The 15,334-nt window shown below is 38.4% G+C and carries 14 protein-coding genes; 7 read left to right on the top strand and 7 right to left on the bottom strand.

From position 1 onward, the window contains the following. Positions 1-62: 62 nt before the first annotated feature. Together ACS125_RS09020 and lysS are read right to left on the bottom strand one after the other, a co-directional pair. Complete coding sequence (locus ACS125_RS09020; protein WP_174731863.1) at positions 63-1,508, bottom strand: capsule assembly Wzi family protein; 1,446 nt, start codon at positions 1,506-1,508, stop codon at positions 63-65. Positions 1,509-1,694: 186 nt separating this feature from the next. Further along, entirely contained in the window at positions 1,695-3,224 is a 1,530-nt protein-coding gene (gene lysS / locus ACS125_RS09015; protein WP_004793971.1) for a lysine--tRNA ligase, read from the bottom strand. 258 nt (positions 3,225-3,482) lie between these two features. Between lysS and ACS125_RS09010 the strand changes: the two genes are divergently transcribed. Then, positions 3,483-3,971: a YqiA/YcfP family alpha/beta fold hydrolase gene (locus tag ACS125_RS09010; RefSeq protein ID WP_004793973.1), complete on the top strand. Its 489-nt coding sequence runs from the start codon at positions 3,483-3,485 to the stop codon at positions 3,969-3,971. A 52-nt stretch (positions 3,972-4,023) separates the two neighbouring features. Here the strand turns inward: ACS125_RS09010 and ACS125_RS09005 are convergent, their stop codons facing one another. Then, positions 4,024-4,464, bottom strand: a complete 441-nt coding sequence (locus tag ACS125_RS09005) for an SRPBCC family protein (protein ID WP_004793974.1) — start codon at positions 4,462-4,464, stop codon at positions 4,024-4,026. Positions 4,465-4,899: 435 nt separating this feature from the next. Here ACS125_RS09005 and rubA point away from each other — a divergent pair, with 435 nt between their 5' ends. The 4 genes from rubA to oxyR all read left to right on the top strand — a co-directional run bounded on the left by rubA (position 4,900) and on the right by oxyR (position 8,253). Further along, positions 4,900-5,064, top strand: coding sequence for a rubredoxin RubA (rubA, locus tag ACS125_RS09000; protein ID WP_443271629.1), 165 nt, complete (start codon positions 4,900-4,902; stop codon positions 5,062-5,064). Between the two features lie 94 nt (positions 5,065-5,158). Then, the gene (gene rubB, locus ACS125_RS08995; protein WP_443271626.1) at positions 5,159-6,340 is read left to right on the top strand and encodes a rubredoxin reductase RubB; all 1,182 of its coding nucleotides are present in this window, start codon (positions 5,159-5,161) and stop codon (positions 6,338-6,340) included. 53 nt (positions 6,341-6,393) lie between these two features. Continuing rightward, the gene (gene estB / locus ACS125_RS08990; protein WP_005303349.1) at positions 6,394-7,338 is read left to right on the top strand and encodes an esterase EstB; all 945 of its coding nucleotides are present in this window, start codon (positions 6,394-6,396) and stop codon (positions 7,336-7,338) included. 6 nt (positions 7,339-7,344) lie between these two features. Then, positions 7,345-8,253 carry a LysR family transcriptional regulator OxyR gene (oxyR, locus tag ACS125_RS08985; RefSeq protein ID WP_004793979.1) on the top strand — a complete coding sequence of 303 codons (909 nt, stop codon included), beginning with the start codon at positions 7,345-7,347 and terminating at the stop codon, positions 8,251-8,253. A 29-nt stretch (positions 8,254-8,282) separates the two neighbouring features. Here oxyR and ACS125_RS08980 read toward each other — a convergent pair whose 3' ends face one another. Next, on the bottom strand, positions 8,283-8,873 hold the full coding sequence (locus ACS125_RS08980) for an SPOR domain-containing protein (RefSeq protein ID WP_443273948.1): 591 nt from the start codon (positions 8,871-8,873) through the stop codon (positions 8,283-8,285). 57 nt (positions 8,874-8,930) lie between these two features. Between ACS125_RS08980 and ACS125_RS08975 the strand changes: the two genes are divergently transcribed. Next, a complete protein-coding gene (locus ACS125_RS08975; protein WP_081402124.1) occupies positions 8,931-9,059 on the top strand; it encodes a hypothetical protein in 129 nt (42 codons plus the stop codon). 59 nt (positions 9,060-9,118) lie between these two features. Here the strand turns inward: ACS125_RS08975 and ppk1 are convergent, their stop codons facing one another. After that, positions 9,119-11,200, bottom strand: coding sequence for a polyphosphate kinase 1 (gene ppk1 / locus ACS125_RS08970; protein ID WP_005303345.1), 2,082 nt, complete (start codon positions 11,198-11,200; stop codon positions 9,119-9,121). A 105-nt stretch (positions 11,201-11,305) separates the two neighbouring features. Further along, positions 11,306-11,983 (bottom strand): monofunctional biosynthetic peptidoglycan transglycosylase, encoded by a 678-nt coding sequence (mtgA, locus tag ACS125_RS08965; RefSeq protein WP_004793982.1) that lies wholly within the window; start codon positions 11,981-11,983, stop codon positions 11,306-11,308. A 76-nt stretch (positions 11,984-12,059) separates the two neighbouring features. On the opposite strand from mtgA, the gene ACS125_RS08960 reads away from it, so the two are divergent. After that, entirely contained in the window at positions 12,060-12,869 is an 810-nt protein-coding gene (locus ACS125_RS08960) for a rhomboid family intramembrane serine protease (protein WP_443271623.1), read from the top strand. A 1-nt stretch (position 12,870) separates the two neighbouring features. Here ACS125_RS08960 and ACS125_RS08955 read toward each other — a convergent pair whose 3' ends face one another. Beyond that, on the bottom strand, positions 12,871-15,333 hold the full coding sequence (locus tag ACS125_RS08955; RefSeq protein WP_443271621.1) for an ABC transporter permease: 2,463 nt from the start codon (positions 15,331-15,333) through the stop codon (positions 12,871-12,873). Position 15,334 lies beyond the last annotated feature (1 nt).

Genomic DNA, 15,334 nt, shown 5'->3' with positions numbered 1-15,334 from the left:
TCTAAAAACCATAAAAAAAGAGAAGCTTTGATCGCTTCTCTTTTCTAAAACATGATCTATTCTTAGAAACCGAACATTTTACGTTCTAATGGAATTTCAATCCCAATAGATGCACCTGCGTCATTACCTTCTAGATCAGAATCACTTACCCAACCATTAATTTTTAACGGAAGATCAGGTTTGATGAAATGTGTCCAAGTTAAATCAAGCGCTTTAATTTCATCGTCTTTAGGGAATGCTTTATTGATTGTCTGGTTAGATTGATTAACCTTAACTACCATTGCACGACCGCTTAAACGGTTCATGACATCAAAGCGGATATCACCACCCACTGAGTACATTTGTCCATCACCACCCATCGCGTGGCCTAATGGGTAACCATGTTGGTAATAACCATCTTTATAAGTTGAATGAGCATAAGAGATACCTCTTACATCACCATTAGTACGTGTATCTGCCCATTCTGCATAAAGTTGATAAGGCAAGTTATTGTAACTAGATGAATAGTCGACACCTGCTAAGTACATTTTCTTAGAAGGTAAACCACCCGCTTCATCTTCACCTACATATTGTCCATATATGCTAACTGGAACTTGGAATATCGGTTGTAATAATAAGCGGCCATCGAACCCAGCAATTTGGTTCGATGGATCTGGTTCACCAGTTCCACCATTATCTTTATTGCCGACAAATGCATCCCATAAAGAACTAAAACTTTCAGGACGCCCATCCCCACCCCATTGAATAGCACGCGATGCGCCCAACTCAATATATGGTAATGGTTGTGCAGTTACACGCAACCCAATTAACTTTGCATCTGGGACTGCTTTGTAGTCATCTAATTGACCAGCAAAAGCTTGGTATTGCCAAGGTCCAATCCAAGATAACCATTTTGTATCAAACGCATTTTGCACAGCACGTTGTGCCGTTACACCATAAACCGGGCGGCTAGCATCACCACGAATTAAACTACCATCATGACCAGGACCCCACCATGTTGGAATTTGACCCGCAACTACCCACTGATTCCAAAGTTTTCCAGCGACATATGAGCCTTCAACATTCACATCTTGCCCATTATCAATTTGTGGATCTTTTTCTGCATTTACTCGGATTTTTGCATCCCAGTTTTCACCACCAGCATTAAACTCTAAAGAACCTTGATATTGAGCTTTTTGGTTATCACCGAATGCTTGCGGAATATTTTTGCTATCGGTCTCAGCAAAAGCGCCCACTTTAACCGTATTGTTATCTGCTTTTAATGCATCAAGAACTGAATTAATAACTTTTTGTTGAGCTGGATGCGTCACTTGTGCTTGAGAGAGTGCTCTCTGGATTTCATCACCACTTAACGGCCAAGTTGAGGTGCTAATCTTGATAACACCTTGTTGATTTAACCAATTTAAGTCTGTACGTAAGTCCTCATTATTTAGCACTAAACCTTGTGCAAAAATAGCGGATGAAGCAGTTGCCAATATTGCAATCGAAAGTGTTTTTCTTAGAAACATGCCAGCCAATTCTCAAAGTTATTTATGAGCAACACCTTAAATTTTTTATCACAACTTTGCAATTGTTAAACTGTGCAATTACATTTTTTAACGCTATTTTAAGATTAGTGTAAATAGGTAAGTTTTTGAGATATAAAAGTAATAAAAAAAGGCAGTATAAATACTGCCTTTTTTGCCTTTAAAAGATTAACCTTCTTTACGGCGCATATGAGGGAATAAAATTACATCACGAATACTTGGAGCATCTGCAAATAACATAACCAAACGGTCAATACCAATACCTTCACCTGCGGTAGGTGGTAAACCATACTCAAGCGCTTCAACGAATTCTGCATCGTAATGCATTGCTTCATCATCACCAGCGTCTTTTTCAGCAACCTGAGCTTGGAAACGTTCAGCTTGATCAATTGGATCATTTAACTCGCTGAAACCATTTGCCAATTCACGGCCACCAATGAAAAACTCAAAACGATCAGTAATATGTGCATTGTCATCATTACGGCGAGCGAGTGGAGAAGTTTCAGCTGGATATTCAGTAATAAATGTAGGCTGACGAAGTTTAGTTTCAACAGTTTCTTCAAATACAATCGTTTGAAGCTTACCTAAACCAAAACCTGGCTTAACTTGTTCTTTTAATTCTTCACGAATAAATTGAGCAAGGAACTCACGATCACCAACATTTTCAGGCGTAAATTGTGGGTTATTCTCTAAAATCGCATCAAACATAGAGATTTTCTTGAATGGCCCTTTGAAGCTAAACACTTCACCTTGGTAAGGCACATCAGTTGTACCCAGAATATCCAAAGCCAACTTTTCAAGCATGTTTTCAGTTAATTGCATCAAGTCTTTATAATCAGCATAAGCTTGATAAAACTCGATCATCGTAAATTCAGGGTTGTGACGCGTTGACACCCCTTCATTACGGAAGTTACGGTTAATTTCAAACACACGTTCGAAACCACCAACAACCAAACGTTTTAAATAAAGCTCAGGTGCAATACGCAAGAATAAAGGCATATCCAAAGCATTATGATGTGTTTCAAACGGACGCGCAGACGCACCACCCGGAATCACATGCATCATTGGCGTTTCAACTTCCATGAAACGTTCATTGTTTAAGAATGCTCGAATACCTGCAACAACTTTGGCGCGGATTTCAAAAGTTTTACGTGTTTCTTCATTCACAATTAAGTCAAGGTAACGTTTACGGTACTTAACTTCTGTGTCATTTAAGCCATGGAATTTATCTGGTAACGGACGAAGAGATTTTGTAAGAAGTTCAAAACCTTCAAGGTGAACATATAAGTCACCTTTTCCTGAACGTCCGATATAACCTTCGGCAGCAATAATGTCACCAAGGTCTAAACCTTTAATGGTCTCAAGAATATCTTTTGGTAAACCTTTACGGTCAACATATAGCTGAATACGACCTGTCATATCTTGAATAACCATGAAAGAACCACGGTTTAACATGACACGGCCAGCCACTTTTACATAGACATGCTCAGCGCTTTCAATTTGTTCTTTCGACTGATCTTTAAATTGTTCTTGTAGATCAGCTGCGTAGTGTTCACGCTTAAACGTATTCGGCCAAGGACTCTTTCCAGTTTCCTTCGCAACATCTTGGATTTGCTTTAATTTGGCATGACGCTGTGCAATTAAATCGTTTTCGGAAATAGTTGGTTCAGAAGTCGATTGAGCGTTTTGTTGCGTCATCTCTGCCTCGATTAAGTAAAAATTAAGTGCTATATCCTAACAGATTACGGGAGTTTTTCGAATGATTTCAATCAAACAAAAATGAAAAAAGACAATTTTATAGAACAAAACACTACTTTTTAAAGGCAAAGTGACTTAGACCAATCGCTAAGATCATTTTTTAAAGCATTTAGTAAAATATAAAAAAATCCAAATAACCTCGATATTCAAAAGGCCCGATTTGCCTTTTATTTTATCAATGAGATTGTGTCGTAAATAATGAAAATTCTATTTTTACATGGCTTGGATTCTTCCCGGGAATCGACAAAGTTCCATGCCATTTTACATCCTGAAAAATTTTGTATTGACGTCGATTATCGTAACTTAAGTTATGCATCTGTTGAGTATTTTTACCATCAGGCTATTCAGACGATCAAACCCGATTTATTGGTAGGTCATAGCATTGGAGGCTATTGGGCCCTAAAAACTGCTGCTCAACATAAATTAGCGGTGATAGTGGCAAATCCAAGTCTCACCCCTAATTTTCGGGCAGACTACCCTCAGCTTTCTGAAGATGAACTCATGCTCTCTAATCCTAAAATGGCCTATTTAGAATTAGGAGATGAGCAACTTGATATGTATCAGGTTCAAGAAAAACTTGCACCCTACATGAATATTGAAACGTTTGAAGGTGGACATCATCGCTTGGCCTATCCTTCTCGAATTAATGATCTGATTATAAAAATTTATAAAAAATATTTGGCCTAGATTTATATCGCTTGATTATAAAAAACTGGTTTATATCTGATGTAAAGAAGCTTTATTTTGCTTCTGCCATTTTTTTAACCACATCAAAACCTTGAACGAAGCCACTTTTCAACATACCCATATATTCGGGCAAGGTGGCCAATTCAACTTTCAAAGTGGTTATATTATCTTTTTGGTTTAGAAAATATTTTTCTTGAGAACCACTCCAACCTTTAACTTCTTCACTTTCTAAATCTTCTTTACCCTCCTTAATCATGCCTAAATGTTTAAAAATCAATATTTCCGGTTTTTGCATTTGTTCAATGGTAGAAACCATCCCATTTCCTTCACCATCAAGAAAATAAGTTTTTCCACCTACTTGCCAGTCGGTACGCATAGAAGAATCTGGCGCAAAGAATTTCGTCCAAGCGTTATATGTCTCACTATTCCAAAGTATGTTCCACACTTTTTCTATAGGAGCATCAATTTCCACTTCATATACTAAATTTTCCATATTTCACTTCCCTGATTTATACCGTCTTAATGCCAGCAAATTTTAATTTTCGGTTTTAATAATGACATTCTGTAGCAACGTAGTTTGTTGTTATTTAGCTTTCGTATGAAGTGAATCTTTTAACTGATGAGGTAATCTTTATTTCATGATATTTTCACAAATAAAATTAATTGTAAGAATGCATTAGTTATTATTAATTTATGGCGAAGTTTTGCCTAAATAACCACTTATTTGTCCTAACCTGCCATTCATCTTTGCTTACGAATGATTAAACTCCGTTATTTACTTTACTTTGAATGTAGAACTGCGTAAAAATTTGATATCCGATCAAAGGCACATTGGTTATTATTGACCGGATCGTAGTTACATTATTAATAGATTGAATAGTTTTACTGAAAGGCAGCTTTGAGCAAACTTATCAGTGCGGAGAGTCTCATGAAAAAATATCAATGTATCGTTTGTGGATGGATTTATGACGAAGCGGAAGGTTGGCCACAAGACGGCATTGCAGCTGGAACACAATGGGAAGATATTCCTGATGACTGGACTTGCCCTGATTGCGGCGTTTCAAAAGCTGACTTCGAAATGATCGAAATCTAAGAATGCAAAGTAAAAGGCCATGATCGACATGGTCTTTTTTACGAATATTACCAATCACTGTATTAAATAAATAATTCTAACTCTGGAGAAAAAAATGCATCCTATCGTCATTATCGGATCAGGCATGGCGGGTTATACCTTGGCACGTGAGTTCCGTAAGCTTAGCCCAGAGCAAGAACTTGTGATGATTTGTGCGGATGATGCAGTGAACTATGCAAAGCCAACATTATCAAATGCATTTGCAGGTAAAAAAGCACCAGAACAAATTCCTTTAGGGGATGCTGCTAAAATGGGTACTCAACTCAATATGCGTATTGAGCCTTTTACTTTTGTAAAAGAGATTTTAGCTGAACGCCATGAACTTGTTTTAGAAAAGGATGGTGTAACTTCCCAGCAACCCTATTCAAAACTGATTTTAGCCGTAGGTGCTAACCCAATTCGCCTTGCAATTGCAGGTGATGGTAGCGATGACATTCATGTCGTGAACTCATTGATTGATTACCGCGCTTTTCGTGAAAATCTAGCTCAGCGTAAAGATAAACGTGTTGTTATTTTAGGTGCTGGTTTAATTGGTTGTGAATTTGCCAATGACTTACTGCATAGTGAATATGACATCACTGTGATTGATTTAGCTCCTCAACCATTAGGCCGTTTACTTCCAGAACATATTGCTTCTGCTTTCCAGCAAAATCTTGAGGAAGCTGGAGTAAAATTTGCACTTGGAACCACGGTTGAAAAAGTAAGCAAAATTAATAATGGCGAAGACTATGCGATAACACTCGCAAACGGACAAACATTGGTTGCGGACCTTGTTCTTTCTGCGATTGGTTTACAGCCAAATATTTCACTTGCTAAAAGTGCAGATATTCAGACGAGCCGTGGAATTATTACCAATGGTTTATTGGAAACAAATCAAGCAGACATCTATGCAATTGGGGATTGCGCTGAGGTAAACGGTACTTTACTGCCATATGTAATGCCGATTATGCAACAGGCTCGTGCTCTCGCTAAAACACTCAGTGGACAACAAACTGCTGTGCACTACCCTGCTATGCCAGTTGCAGTAAAAACGCCAGCCGCCCCACTTACAGTTTTGCCAGCTCCGGTTGATGTAGAAGTGAACTGGGAAACAGAAGAGTTCGACGATGGTATGCTTGCCAAAGCAATTGACAATGAAGGAACATTGCGTGGTTTTGTATTGTTAGGTGCAACCGCAGGTAAACAACGCTTAACTTTAACAAAGCTTGTTCCAGATCTTATTCCAGCCCAAGCATAAGGTTTGTATCAGGAATACTCAGTTAGAGAGTATTCCTTTAAGGAATGAATAACATGAATAGCGCCTTACAGTTTAACATTTCACCGTACACATCTTTCATGCAAGAAACCAAAGTCAACTTAGGCAATGGAATTGAGTTGCATGTAGAAGTCGGTGGAAAGCCAGAGCATCCAACCATTTTGCTGATTATGGGTCTTGGCGCCCAAATGCTTTTTTGGCCAGATTTTTTCTGTAAATCGCTGATTGATCAAGGATTTCGTGTTATTCGTTTTGATAACCGTGATATTGGCCTTTCTTCAAAAGTACGTCACGAAGGTAAACGCTTAAATACTGTTAAATTGATGGGTCGCTTTGCACTTGGACTCGCTAATCAGGGTGCACCTTATACGCTGCATGATATGGCAGATGATGTATCTATGTTGATTGATCGTTTAGGCGTGAACAAAGCACATGTAATTGGCGCATCAATGGGTGGGATGATTGCTCAAATTCTTGCAGCAAAATATCCAGAAAAGGTTGAGAAATTAGGGCTTATGTTTACAAGCAATAACCAGCCTTTTTTACCACCTCCTTTTCCGAAACAACTTTTGAGTTTAATTGGTAAACCCGAGACACGTGACGAAGAAGGTATTGTTAATCATAGTTTAAAACTATTTCAATTGATTGGTTCACCTGGTTATATCAACCAAATTGAAGCAATACAAACAGCGCGTAAGCTTTATCAACGTAGCTACTATCCTGCTGGTGTACTTCAACAGTTTTTAGCAATATTATGTACAGGCTCTTTACTACAACTCGACCGTGAAATTAAGCAACCCGCTTTAGTCCTACATGGCTCTCGCGATCGCTTACTTCCGCCTAGCCACGGTAAGGCTGTAGCAAAAGCAATTTCCGGTGCTAAGTTTGAATTAATTGATGGAATGGGGCATGATATCCCTGCACATTTTATTCCACAGCTTAGCGGTTTATTTGCGCATCATTTTAAATCATCAGACTAGGACACTATGGCTGCATTACCCTCATTAAGACAGCTATCATATTTAGTTACGTTGTCGGAAACTTTGCATTTTACTGAAGCAGCACGCCGCTCTTTTGTCACTCAATCGACTTTATCAGGCGGCATCATGGAGCTTGAACGGTTATTAGGTGGCGTTTTGGTAGAACGTGATCGCCAGAATGTGCGTTTAACACCTTTAGGTGAACAAGTCGTTGCTCGCGCCCGTGTACTACTAGCAGATGCTCAAGATTTAATGCGTTTGAGCCGTGAAATGAGTGAGCCGTTAACGGGTGATTTGCATTTGGGTGTTATTCCAACAATTGCACCTTTTATCCTGACACGGTTACTTGATGAAGTGCATCAGCAGTTGCCTAAAATTCAGCTGCATTTGCATGAAGCACAAAGTGAAAAAATTGTAGAGCGTTTAGAACACGGTAATCTAGACATGATCGTTCTTGCTCTACCGTTTGACACTAGAGGCCTAAAAGTCGCTGAAATTTCGAAAGAAAACTTGTACCTTGTATGTAGTAAGCAAGATACAAATGCTCTTCAAGCAAACTCTCTAGATGATCTTGATTTATCAAGATTAATTTTGCTTGAAGAAGGTCACTGTTTACGTGACCACGTTTTAAGTGCATGCCCTATCGGTGAGCGTAAAAACGACAACCGTTTAAAAGCAAGCTCGTTACCAACGTTAGTTGAAATGGTTTCTTCTGATTTAGGCTTTACGCTTTTACCAGAAATTGCAATTGAAAATAGTATGATCAAGTTTAATGATCAGATTACTGCAAAACCAATTGAAGATGCACCGAGCCGTACTTTAGCTTTAGTGACTCGTAAAAGTACACCATTGCAAAGTGAGTTCGATGTATTACTGCAAATTATGCAGAAAATTACCACAAGAATACATGAATAAAAAAAGGAGTCTTCGGACTCCTTTTTATTTTATTGCGGTGTTAAGGATGCCCACTTAAACACCCAAGCAGATGGCATATTCAAACTATTATCAGCAATAATTTTTTCTCTAATAATTTGTGCAATGGCATAGTCATTTGCAGGGTCTACCATGACTCGTATGCCTTTAGTCGTTGCACTGGTTACAACCTTGTACCCTTTTGCTTCTAACTGCGACTGAACCGTATTTGCTTTATTTTGATTAGATGCTAACGCAACTTGTACCATCCATTTCTTTTCACCATTTTCCAAGATTTCTTTAGCGACAGCTGCATCAAGTTGCTTTTTACTGTCAAAATTTTTCTTTTCTTCTACTTTCTTGGTGTGGACATCTTCAATTTTCTTTTGGGCTAAAAACTCATCTTGTTTTGGTTTTCTTTTTTGGATGATTATTTTTTTATTTTTCTCTCCACTTTTGTTAGCTTTATCATTAGAAGGATTTACAAAATAAGGATATATCGCTTGATCATCAAATCTTTGAAAGACGATGATATCTCCATAACACTTCTGATCTGCGTAAGCGGTCACTGGTATTATCCCCAAAAGTATTTTAATAAGTAAACTTCTAATAAAGCATTGCATCTTATTCATTTACCAAAGTTAAGTATATTTAATGCGGCGTATTAAAGTAGATTTCTCGTGATTTGTATATTTTTAAAATTCAATGTTTTATGTAAAAAATCACATATTTTCAAAACATATTGCAGTGTTTCAAATTATTATCGTTTATCCAGCAACCATTTAGAAAAACTAACTAAATTACTTTGAATTTCAGTCAATTAAAAAAGCCGACAAAATGTCGGCTTTTATTTAGTCTTAAAAGTTCATTATTTAATGATTTCCAATAATGCTCTTTGAGCATTATGCAATTTTTCCCCCTCAGCTGGCTCAGCACGAATCCACGTACCATCACCTTGTAGCAGCCAAGCCTGTTGATTATCCTGTAAGTAATTTACCAAACCTTGTTGATAAATACGTTTTTTCAATGCAGGGTCTTCAACCGGGAAACACGCTTCAACACGATTAAATAAATTACGGTCCATCCAGTCTGCACTTGAACAGTAAATACGTGCATCACCATTATTACTGAAGTAATAAACGCGAGTATGCTCAAGGAAACGTCCTACAATTGAACGTACTCGAATATTCTCCGACAGGTTCGGCAAACCTGGACGTAAACAGCAAATCGAACGGATAATCAGGTCAATTTGAACACCCGCCTGAGAAGCTTCATACAATTTATTGATTAACTGGACTTCGGTTAATGCATTTACTTTAACAATGATTTGAGCTTTACGGCCTGCTTTAGCATTGGCAATTTCTTCATCAATAAAGTTAATGAGCTGAGCATGTAGGGTAAACGGTGCATGTAATAGCTTTTTCAATTTCGCCATTTTGCCCATGCCGGTCAACTCTTGGAATATACGATGTACATCTTCGCACAGATCTTTATCTGTGGTCATGAGACCATAATCGGTATAAATTCGGGCATTCATCGCATGGTAGTTACCCGTTCCTAAATGAACATAACGCACCAATTTATTATTTTCACGGCGCACCACCATAATCATTTTGGCGTGAGTTTTATAACCTACAATACCGTAAACAACGACTGCCCCCGCTTCTTGTAAAACGTTTGCTACTTCAATATTTGATTCTTCATCAAAGCGAGCACGTAATTCAATAACGGCAATAACTTCTTTTCCATTACGCGCCGCTTCTGCCAAAATTTGTACAATCTCAGAATCAGCACCACTACGATATAACGTCTGCTTAATTGCTAATACTTGCGGATCGCGAGCAGCTTCACGAAGTAGCTGAATTACAGGAGCAAAAGATTCAAACGGATGATGCAGTAAAATATCTTGCTTCTGCATTGCCGAGAAAATACTCTCGGTCTTTTTAAATACTTTAGGCACAACTGGCGTATGCGAGTCATAACGCAAATGAGGACGTTTAAAGTTTGAAACCAGACGAGCTAGATTTACTGGGCCATCAACTTTGTATAATTGCTCATCAGTTAAATCGAACTCTTCAAGTAAGTACTCATAAATATGCTGTGGGCAGTTATGGGTTACTTCCAAGCGAACTGCACGACCAAAACGTCGAGAACTTAATTCACCTTTTAATGCTTTAGCTAAGTCTTCAACATCTTCATTCAGTGCCAAATCTGCATTACGTGTAACACGGAATTGATAACATCCAGTTGCTGTCATTCCTGGGAATAAATCAGACACATGTTCATGGATAATTGCAGATAACATCACATGATGTTCTTTACCACCTGTTAATTCGTCTGGTAAGCGTACAACGCGTGGCAATGAACGTGGCGCAGGCACAACAGCCAAATCAATTTGACGACCAAAAGCATCTTTACCTTCAAGCGTAATAATGAAGTTCAAGCTTTTATTAACAAGTCGAGGGAACGGATGTGCTGGATCTAGACTAATTGGCGTTAATACAGGTGCAACTTGTTCCTGAAAATATTTTTTTACCCAAGCAGATTGAGCTGGAGTTAACTCACCACGACGTAGGAAGCAAATATCTTCTTCGCGTAGTTTAGGTAAGATTTCCTCATTTAAAATTCGATATTGACGCTCAATCGCAGCATGAGCAGTTTCAGAGATTTTTTGTAAAACCTGTCTAGGTGTTAGACCATCTGGGCTACGACTTTCATTGCCTAGAGAAAATTGTTCCATCACTCCCGCAACTCGAATTTCAAAGAACTCATCGAGATTACGTGAAAAAATGAGCAAGAAATTCATTCGCTCAAGTAATGGATGTAAAGGGTCTACCGCTTGCTCCAATACACGCAAATGGAAGTCAAGAATAGACAATTCACGATTTATATAACGGTCATTATAACTGTATTCTATGGGGTTCGTTGTTGCTGTAATCGCTGTATTCATGTCTAACTCTATTCTCTATCCAGCCAAAATCTCTATAAACCAGTATGCTGCAAAAATATGACAATTTGGTAAAAACTAAAAAATTTACACATCTTTAAAACAGCTTTATTCAGGAATCTGGGTACTATTCATATAACGTAAAATAACGCGTTTTCTATATTGTAGTTTATGATCGTTACGATGATCTTGATAATATTTCGGATCAGGCAATAACGCAGCTAAGAAAGCGGCTTGTTCACGCGTTAAGCTTTTAGCACTTTTACCATAATAATGATGAGCGGCTGCTTCAACACCATACAAATTTTTGCCAAATTCAACTGAGTTCATATACACCTCAAGAATTCGGCGTTTTGACCACATCCGCTCCATCATCCAAGTCGCGACCGTTTCTTGGCCTTTACGAATAAATGAACGTTTGTTGTATAAAAACAAGTTCTTTGCAAGCTGTTGAGACACGGTAGAACCACCCGCAACTACTTCACCCTCTTCATTATTTCGCTCAAGAGCAAAACGAATACCTTGCCAGTCAAAGCCATGATGATGGATAAATTTTGCGTCTTCGCCTGCTAAAATTGCATGTTTAAAATTATCGCTAATATCATCATAGTCAAGCCACTGATGGACAATTGGCTCTGATGTATCAGACCAATAATCAATTCGCATGAACATGGTCGTATCCACTTCATGTGTCCGCCACCAGACCAAACTCGAAAAAATCCAAAGTTGAATAAGGAGAATCGCCCCAATAAAAATTAACAACACGCGAACAATAAAAGCTTTCATGTTCGTCCTGATCTCCTGTATTCAACTTTTTTCATGTTAAGCTGTAAAGCATGTTCATATATAACAAAAGCATAGCATGACTCAATATCAGCCTCCGCACATTAATCGTAAACTCAATGTACAAACTTGGTGGCTGACTGCCCTGCTCATCGCAATCAATGTAGGTTTATTTGTCTGGCAAATTCTATCTGGCGTCGATATTAGCGATCCAGCCATGAAAGATGCTATTCATTGGGGAGCTGATTTTACACCACTTACTTTTTCTGGGCAGCCTGAACGTCTATTTACCAGCATGTTTTTTCATTTTGGTTTAGTCCATCTCATGCTCAACATGTGGGCCCTCTATATTTTCGGTAATGTTGCCGAGTCCCTATTTGGTCGCTTCTATTTTATAGGCATGTATTTACTTGCTGGTTTATTTGGGAGCCTTTTAAGTAGCTATATGACCATTCAAAATGGACATGAATTGCTGCAACATTTTGATCAGAGCTTACTTCCTCATGTCAGTGCAGGTGCTTCAGGCGCTGTAATGGGATTAGGTGCTGCGTTAACAGTACTTTCCTTATTTCCACCACTTCCGCATCAAGCCTACATACTCGATAAAAAAGCATTATTAATGATTATGGCAATCAACCTTATTTTTGGTTTTGTCGCAACTGGTATTAATAATGCCGCACATATTGGCGGCATGGTTATTGGAGCATTCCTTGCACTGATGTGGTACTTAAGCTATGCCAGTAAATTTAAAAGTGTGCTCAAAATTTTAGGCTTATTAGGCGCAGTAATCATTACGGGTGGTTTTTATATGTACTGTGTACAACTCAACTCACCCTTACTTCCGCTATGGCATGAAATCATCATCCAAAATCCTGGAATTATTCCTTAAGTTACAGCTGATTTAACTCTCTTAAACTTTGTAAAGGCGGCAAATTACAGAGATAACCGAGTCGATAACGACCTATCAACGCACAAATCAGCATCATGCCAAGAGGTAAAATCAGCCATATTTCAAAATGCCACTGTATTGCCATATTCATTTTATAACTAGCAATCGCACTAATCACTTCCGCAAAACAGCAGGCAACTATGCCTGCTAACAGACCAAGAAACCCAATCTCAAAACTGAGCATTTGCTTCATTTTATTTTTAGATAACCCAAATGAGCGTAGTAAAGCAACCTCACGGCGTCGCTCGTCCATTAATAGGTTTAAACATGCAATCAATACCAATATTCCAGAAAAACCGACTAATGCTGCCAGTACAGTCACAATTTTGACCAAAACATTCATTAACCGTTTTACTTCATCTAAAATTCGGTCAACATCAATAAATACGGTATTGGAAAATTGCTGAATAATATTGATCATTTTAGGTTGATCTTGCTTAGGTACATAAAAACTCCCTAAATAACTTCCAGCATTTTCATCTAAAGTTTTAGGTGAAAAAATAAAGAAAAAGTTAGGGCTAAAGCTTTCCCACTCTACACTCCGGAAATTCACAACTTTGGCTTGTAATGTACCTTCAGGCAGGCTAAAGGTCAGCTTGTCTCCAATTTGGATTCCTAAACTTTCGGCAGTTTTACTTTCGACTGAAACTTGTCCCACGTCATTAAACTGAGCTTGTCCTTTTGTAATTGCGTTGTCATTCGGCAATTGATTTGATTGCGTTAAATTCAATTCACGGCGCAAAGAGTTATTTTGTTTAATAGCTTCTTCTGAAAAAGGTACATCATTTTTTGCTACCAGTCGCCCTCGGATATTTGGATATAAAGGCGTGCTTTGCCAACCATGTTGCTTTAATTGTTGCTCAAAAGGTTTTAAATCGAATGGAGGTAAACCATATACAAATTGATTCGGGGTTCCTTCAGGAAGCTGTTGCTGCCAACGCTGTAATAAATCTGTTCTTAATACGCTTAATACAGTAATGAGGCTTAAGCCTAAAGCCAGTGCAGTAATTTGTAAGGCACTTTGTGAGGGTGAACGAATATAAAAAGACAAACGATTTTTTATCTTTTTTAAACTACGAAGTAAGAGCCAAACAACGGTATAAAGCAAAATACAAAGCACGATAATCGCAGCCAAAACCATAATGCTGAGCATCAAGTTTTCACTTAACACCAAACTAAAAACAATCAGACTGCTAATGCCAGCAAAAAACATAAAGAATAAAGATTTTCGAGATTTGGCTTCTTCCCGAATCACCCGAATTGGAGGTGTATTTAAAAGCTCCCAAATGCTTGGCAAAATAAAACCGAGCAGCACAATCACACTCGTAAAAATAGCGATTGGTAAAGGCCCAAGTAAAAGTGGTATTAGCGAAAAACTTAACTCTAATTGAGGAATCAATTGCAGCATAAGTTGCAGCAGGCCATAACCCATTATCAACCCTAAAAGGCTGCCCATCACAATTGAAATCGCACTGACAATACAAAGCATTCCAATATAGGCCCATAAAATTTGGAACTTACTGGCTCCTAAGCATCTAAGAAGTGCAATATGATCTTGGTTTTGCTGAACATATCTTTGACTCGTTAAAGCAATGGCAATCCCACACAACAAAATCGTTAAAATATTGGCCAGTTGCAAAAAGGTATCTAGGTTTTCAAGCGGGCGTAATAACCGACTATTTGATTCGCTCGCATCACGTAAACGTAGACCCGCCGCTTCATCTAATTCTTTATTCGTCGTTTGATGTTGCTGTTTAAACTGCTTAGAAAAAGTCTGAACCTGTTCAGGTTGACCAGACATTAACAGTCGATAATCAATTCTGCTTCCAGTCTGAATTGCATGTGTTTTAGCAATATCGGCTTGATGAATAATAACTGTTGGAGAAAAGCCTGAAAACCCGAGTTCCTGATTTGAATCACGCACAATCACGCCTCTAAAACGGAAGGTGCCATCTGCTATAGAAACGATATCTCCTAATTTTACTTTCAGCAAATCGGCTGCTCTCTGACTTAGCCAAACTTCTCCAGATTGAATCGCTTGAGTTTTGGGAGCAATTTCAAGCTGTCCTCTGAGTGGAAACGCAGGTTCTATTGCTTTTACATTGACCATGACAAACTGATCTTGGGTATGCGCCATAGAACTAAATAGAGTGACATTGGTTTGCTTTAAACCAAGCTGCTCTGCTCTTTGTTTCCATGGCTGCTCAATAGGTTCGTTATTCGACAAAACTAAATCAGCACCTAGCATTTGCGAAGCTTGCAGACTGACTGCCTGTTTAACTTGGTCATTACTAAATTTCAGGGCTGTGGTTGCACTAATCGCAAGCGATAAAGCAATAATGAGTAGATATAATCCACCCGTACGAAAACTTTGTAGCAAAAGGGGTTTGAGAAGATTACGCATA

Origin of the sequence: Acinetobacter sp. PFS20, from assembly GCF_052261015.1 — a bacterium.
In the GTDB taxonomy this organism is placed as follows: domain Bacteria; phylum Pseudomonadota; class Gammaproteobacteria; order Pseudomonadales; family Moraxellaceae; genus Acinetobacter.
The sequence above is the reverse complement of the archived record's forward strand: the minus strand, read 5'-3'. Positions and strand labels throughout refer to the sequence as shown.

Coding starts and splice junctions, on each gene's coding strand:
- lysS (WP_004793971.1), bottom strand. CDS start 3,224: ATGACGCAACAAAACGCTCAATCGACTTCTGAACCAACTATTTCCGAA.
- ACS125_RS09020 (WP_174731863.1), bottom strand. CDS start 1,508: ATGTTTCTAAGAAAAACACTTTCGATTGCAATATTGGCAACTGCTTCA.
- estB (WP_005303349.1), top strand. CDS start 6,394: ATGAATAGCGCCTTACAGTTTAACATTTCACCGTACACATCTTTCATG.
- mtgA (WP_004793982.1), bottom strand. CDS start 11,983: ATGAAAGCTTTTATTGTTCGCGTGTTGTTAATTTTTATTGGGGCGATT.
- rubB (WP_443271626.1), top strand. CDS start 5,159: ATGCATCCTATCGTCATTATCGGATCAGGCATGGCGGGTTATACCTTG.
- ACS125_RS08980 (WP_443273948.1), bottom strand. CDS start 8,873: ATGCAATGCTTTATTAGAAGTTTACTTATTAAAATACTTTTGGGGATA.
- ACS125_RS08955 (WP_443271621.1), bottom strand. CDS start 15,333: ATGCGTAATCTTCTCAAACCCCTTTTGCTACAAAGTTTTCGTACGGGT.
- ACS125_RS09010 (WP_004793973.1), top strand. CDS start 3,483: ATGAAAATTCTATTTTTACATGGCTTGGATTCTTCCCGGGAATCGACA.
- oxyR (WP_004793979.1), top strand. CDS start 7,345: ATGGCTGCATTACCCTCATTAAGACAGCTATCATATTTAGTTACGTTG.
- ACS125_RS08960 (WP_443271623.1), top strand. CDS start 12,060: ATGACTCAATATCAGCCTCCGCACATTAATCGTAAACTCAATGTACAA.
- rubA (WP_443271629.1), top strand. CDS start 4,900: ATGAAAAAATATCAATGTATCGTTTGTGGATGGATTTATGACGAAGCG.
- ACS125_RS09005 (WP_004793974.1), bottom strand. CDS start 4,464: ATGGAAAATTTAGTATATGAAGTGGAAATTGATGCTCCTATAGAAAAA.
- ppk1 (WP_005303345.1), bottom strand. CDS start 11,200: ATGAATACAGCGATTACAGCAACAACGAACCCCATAGAATACAGTTAT.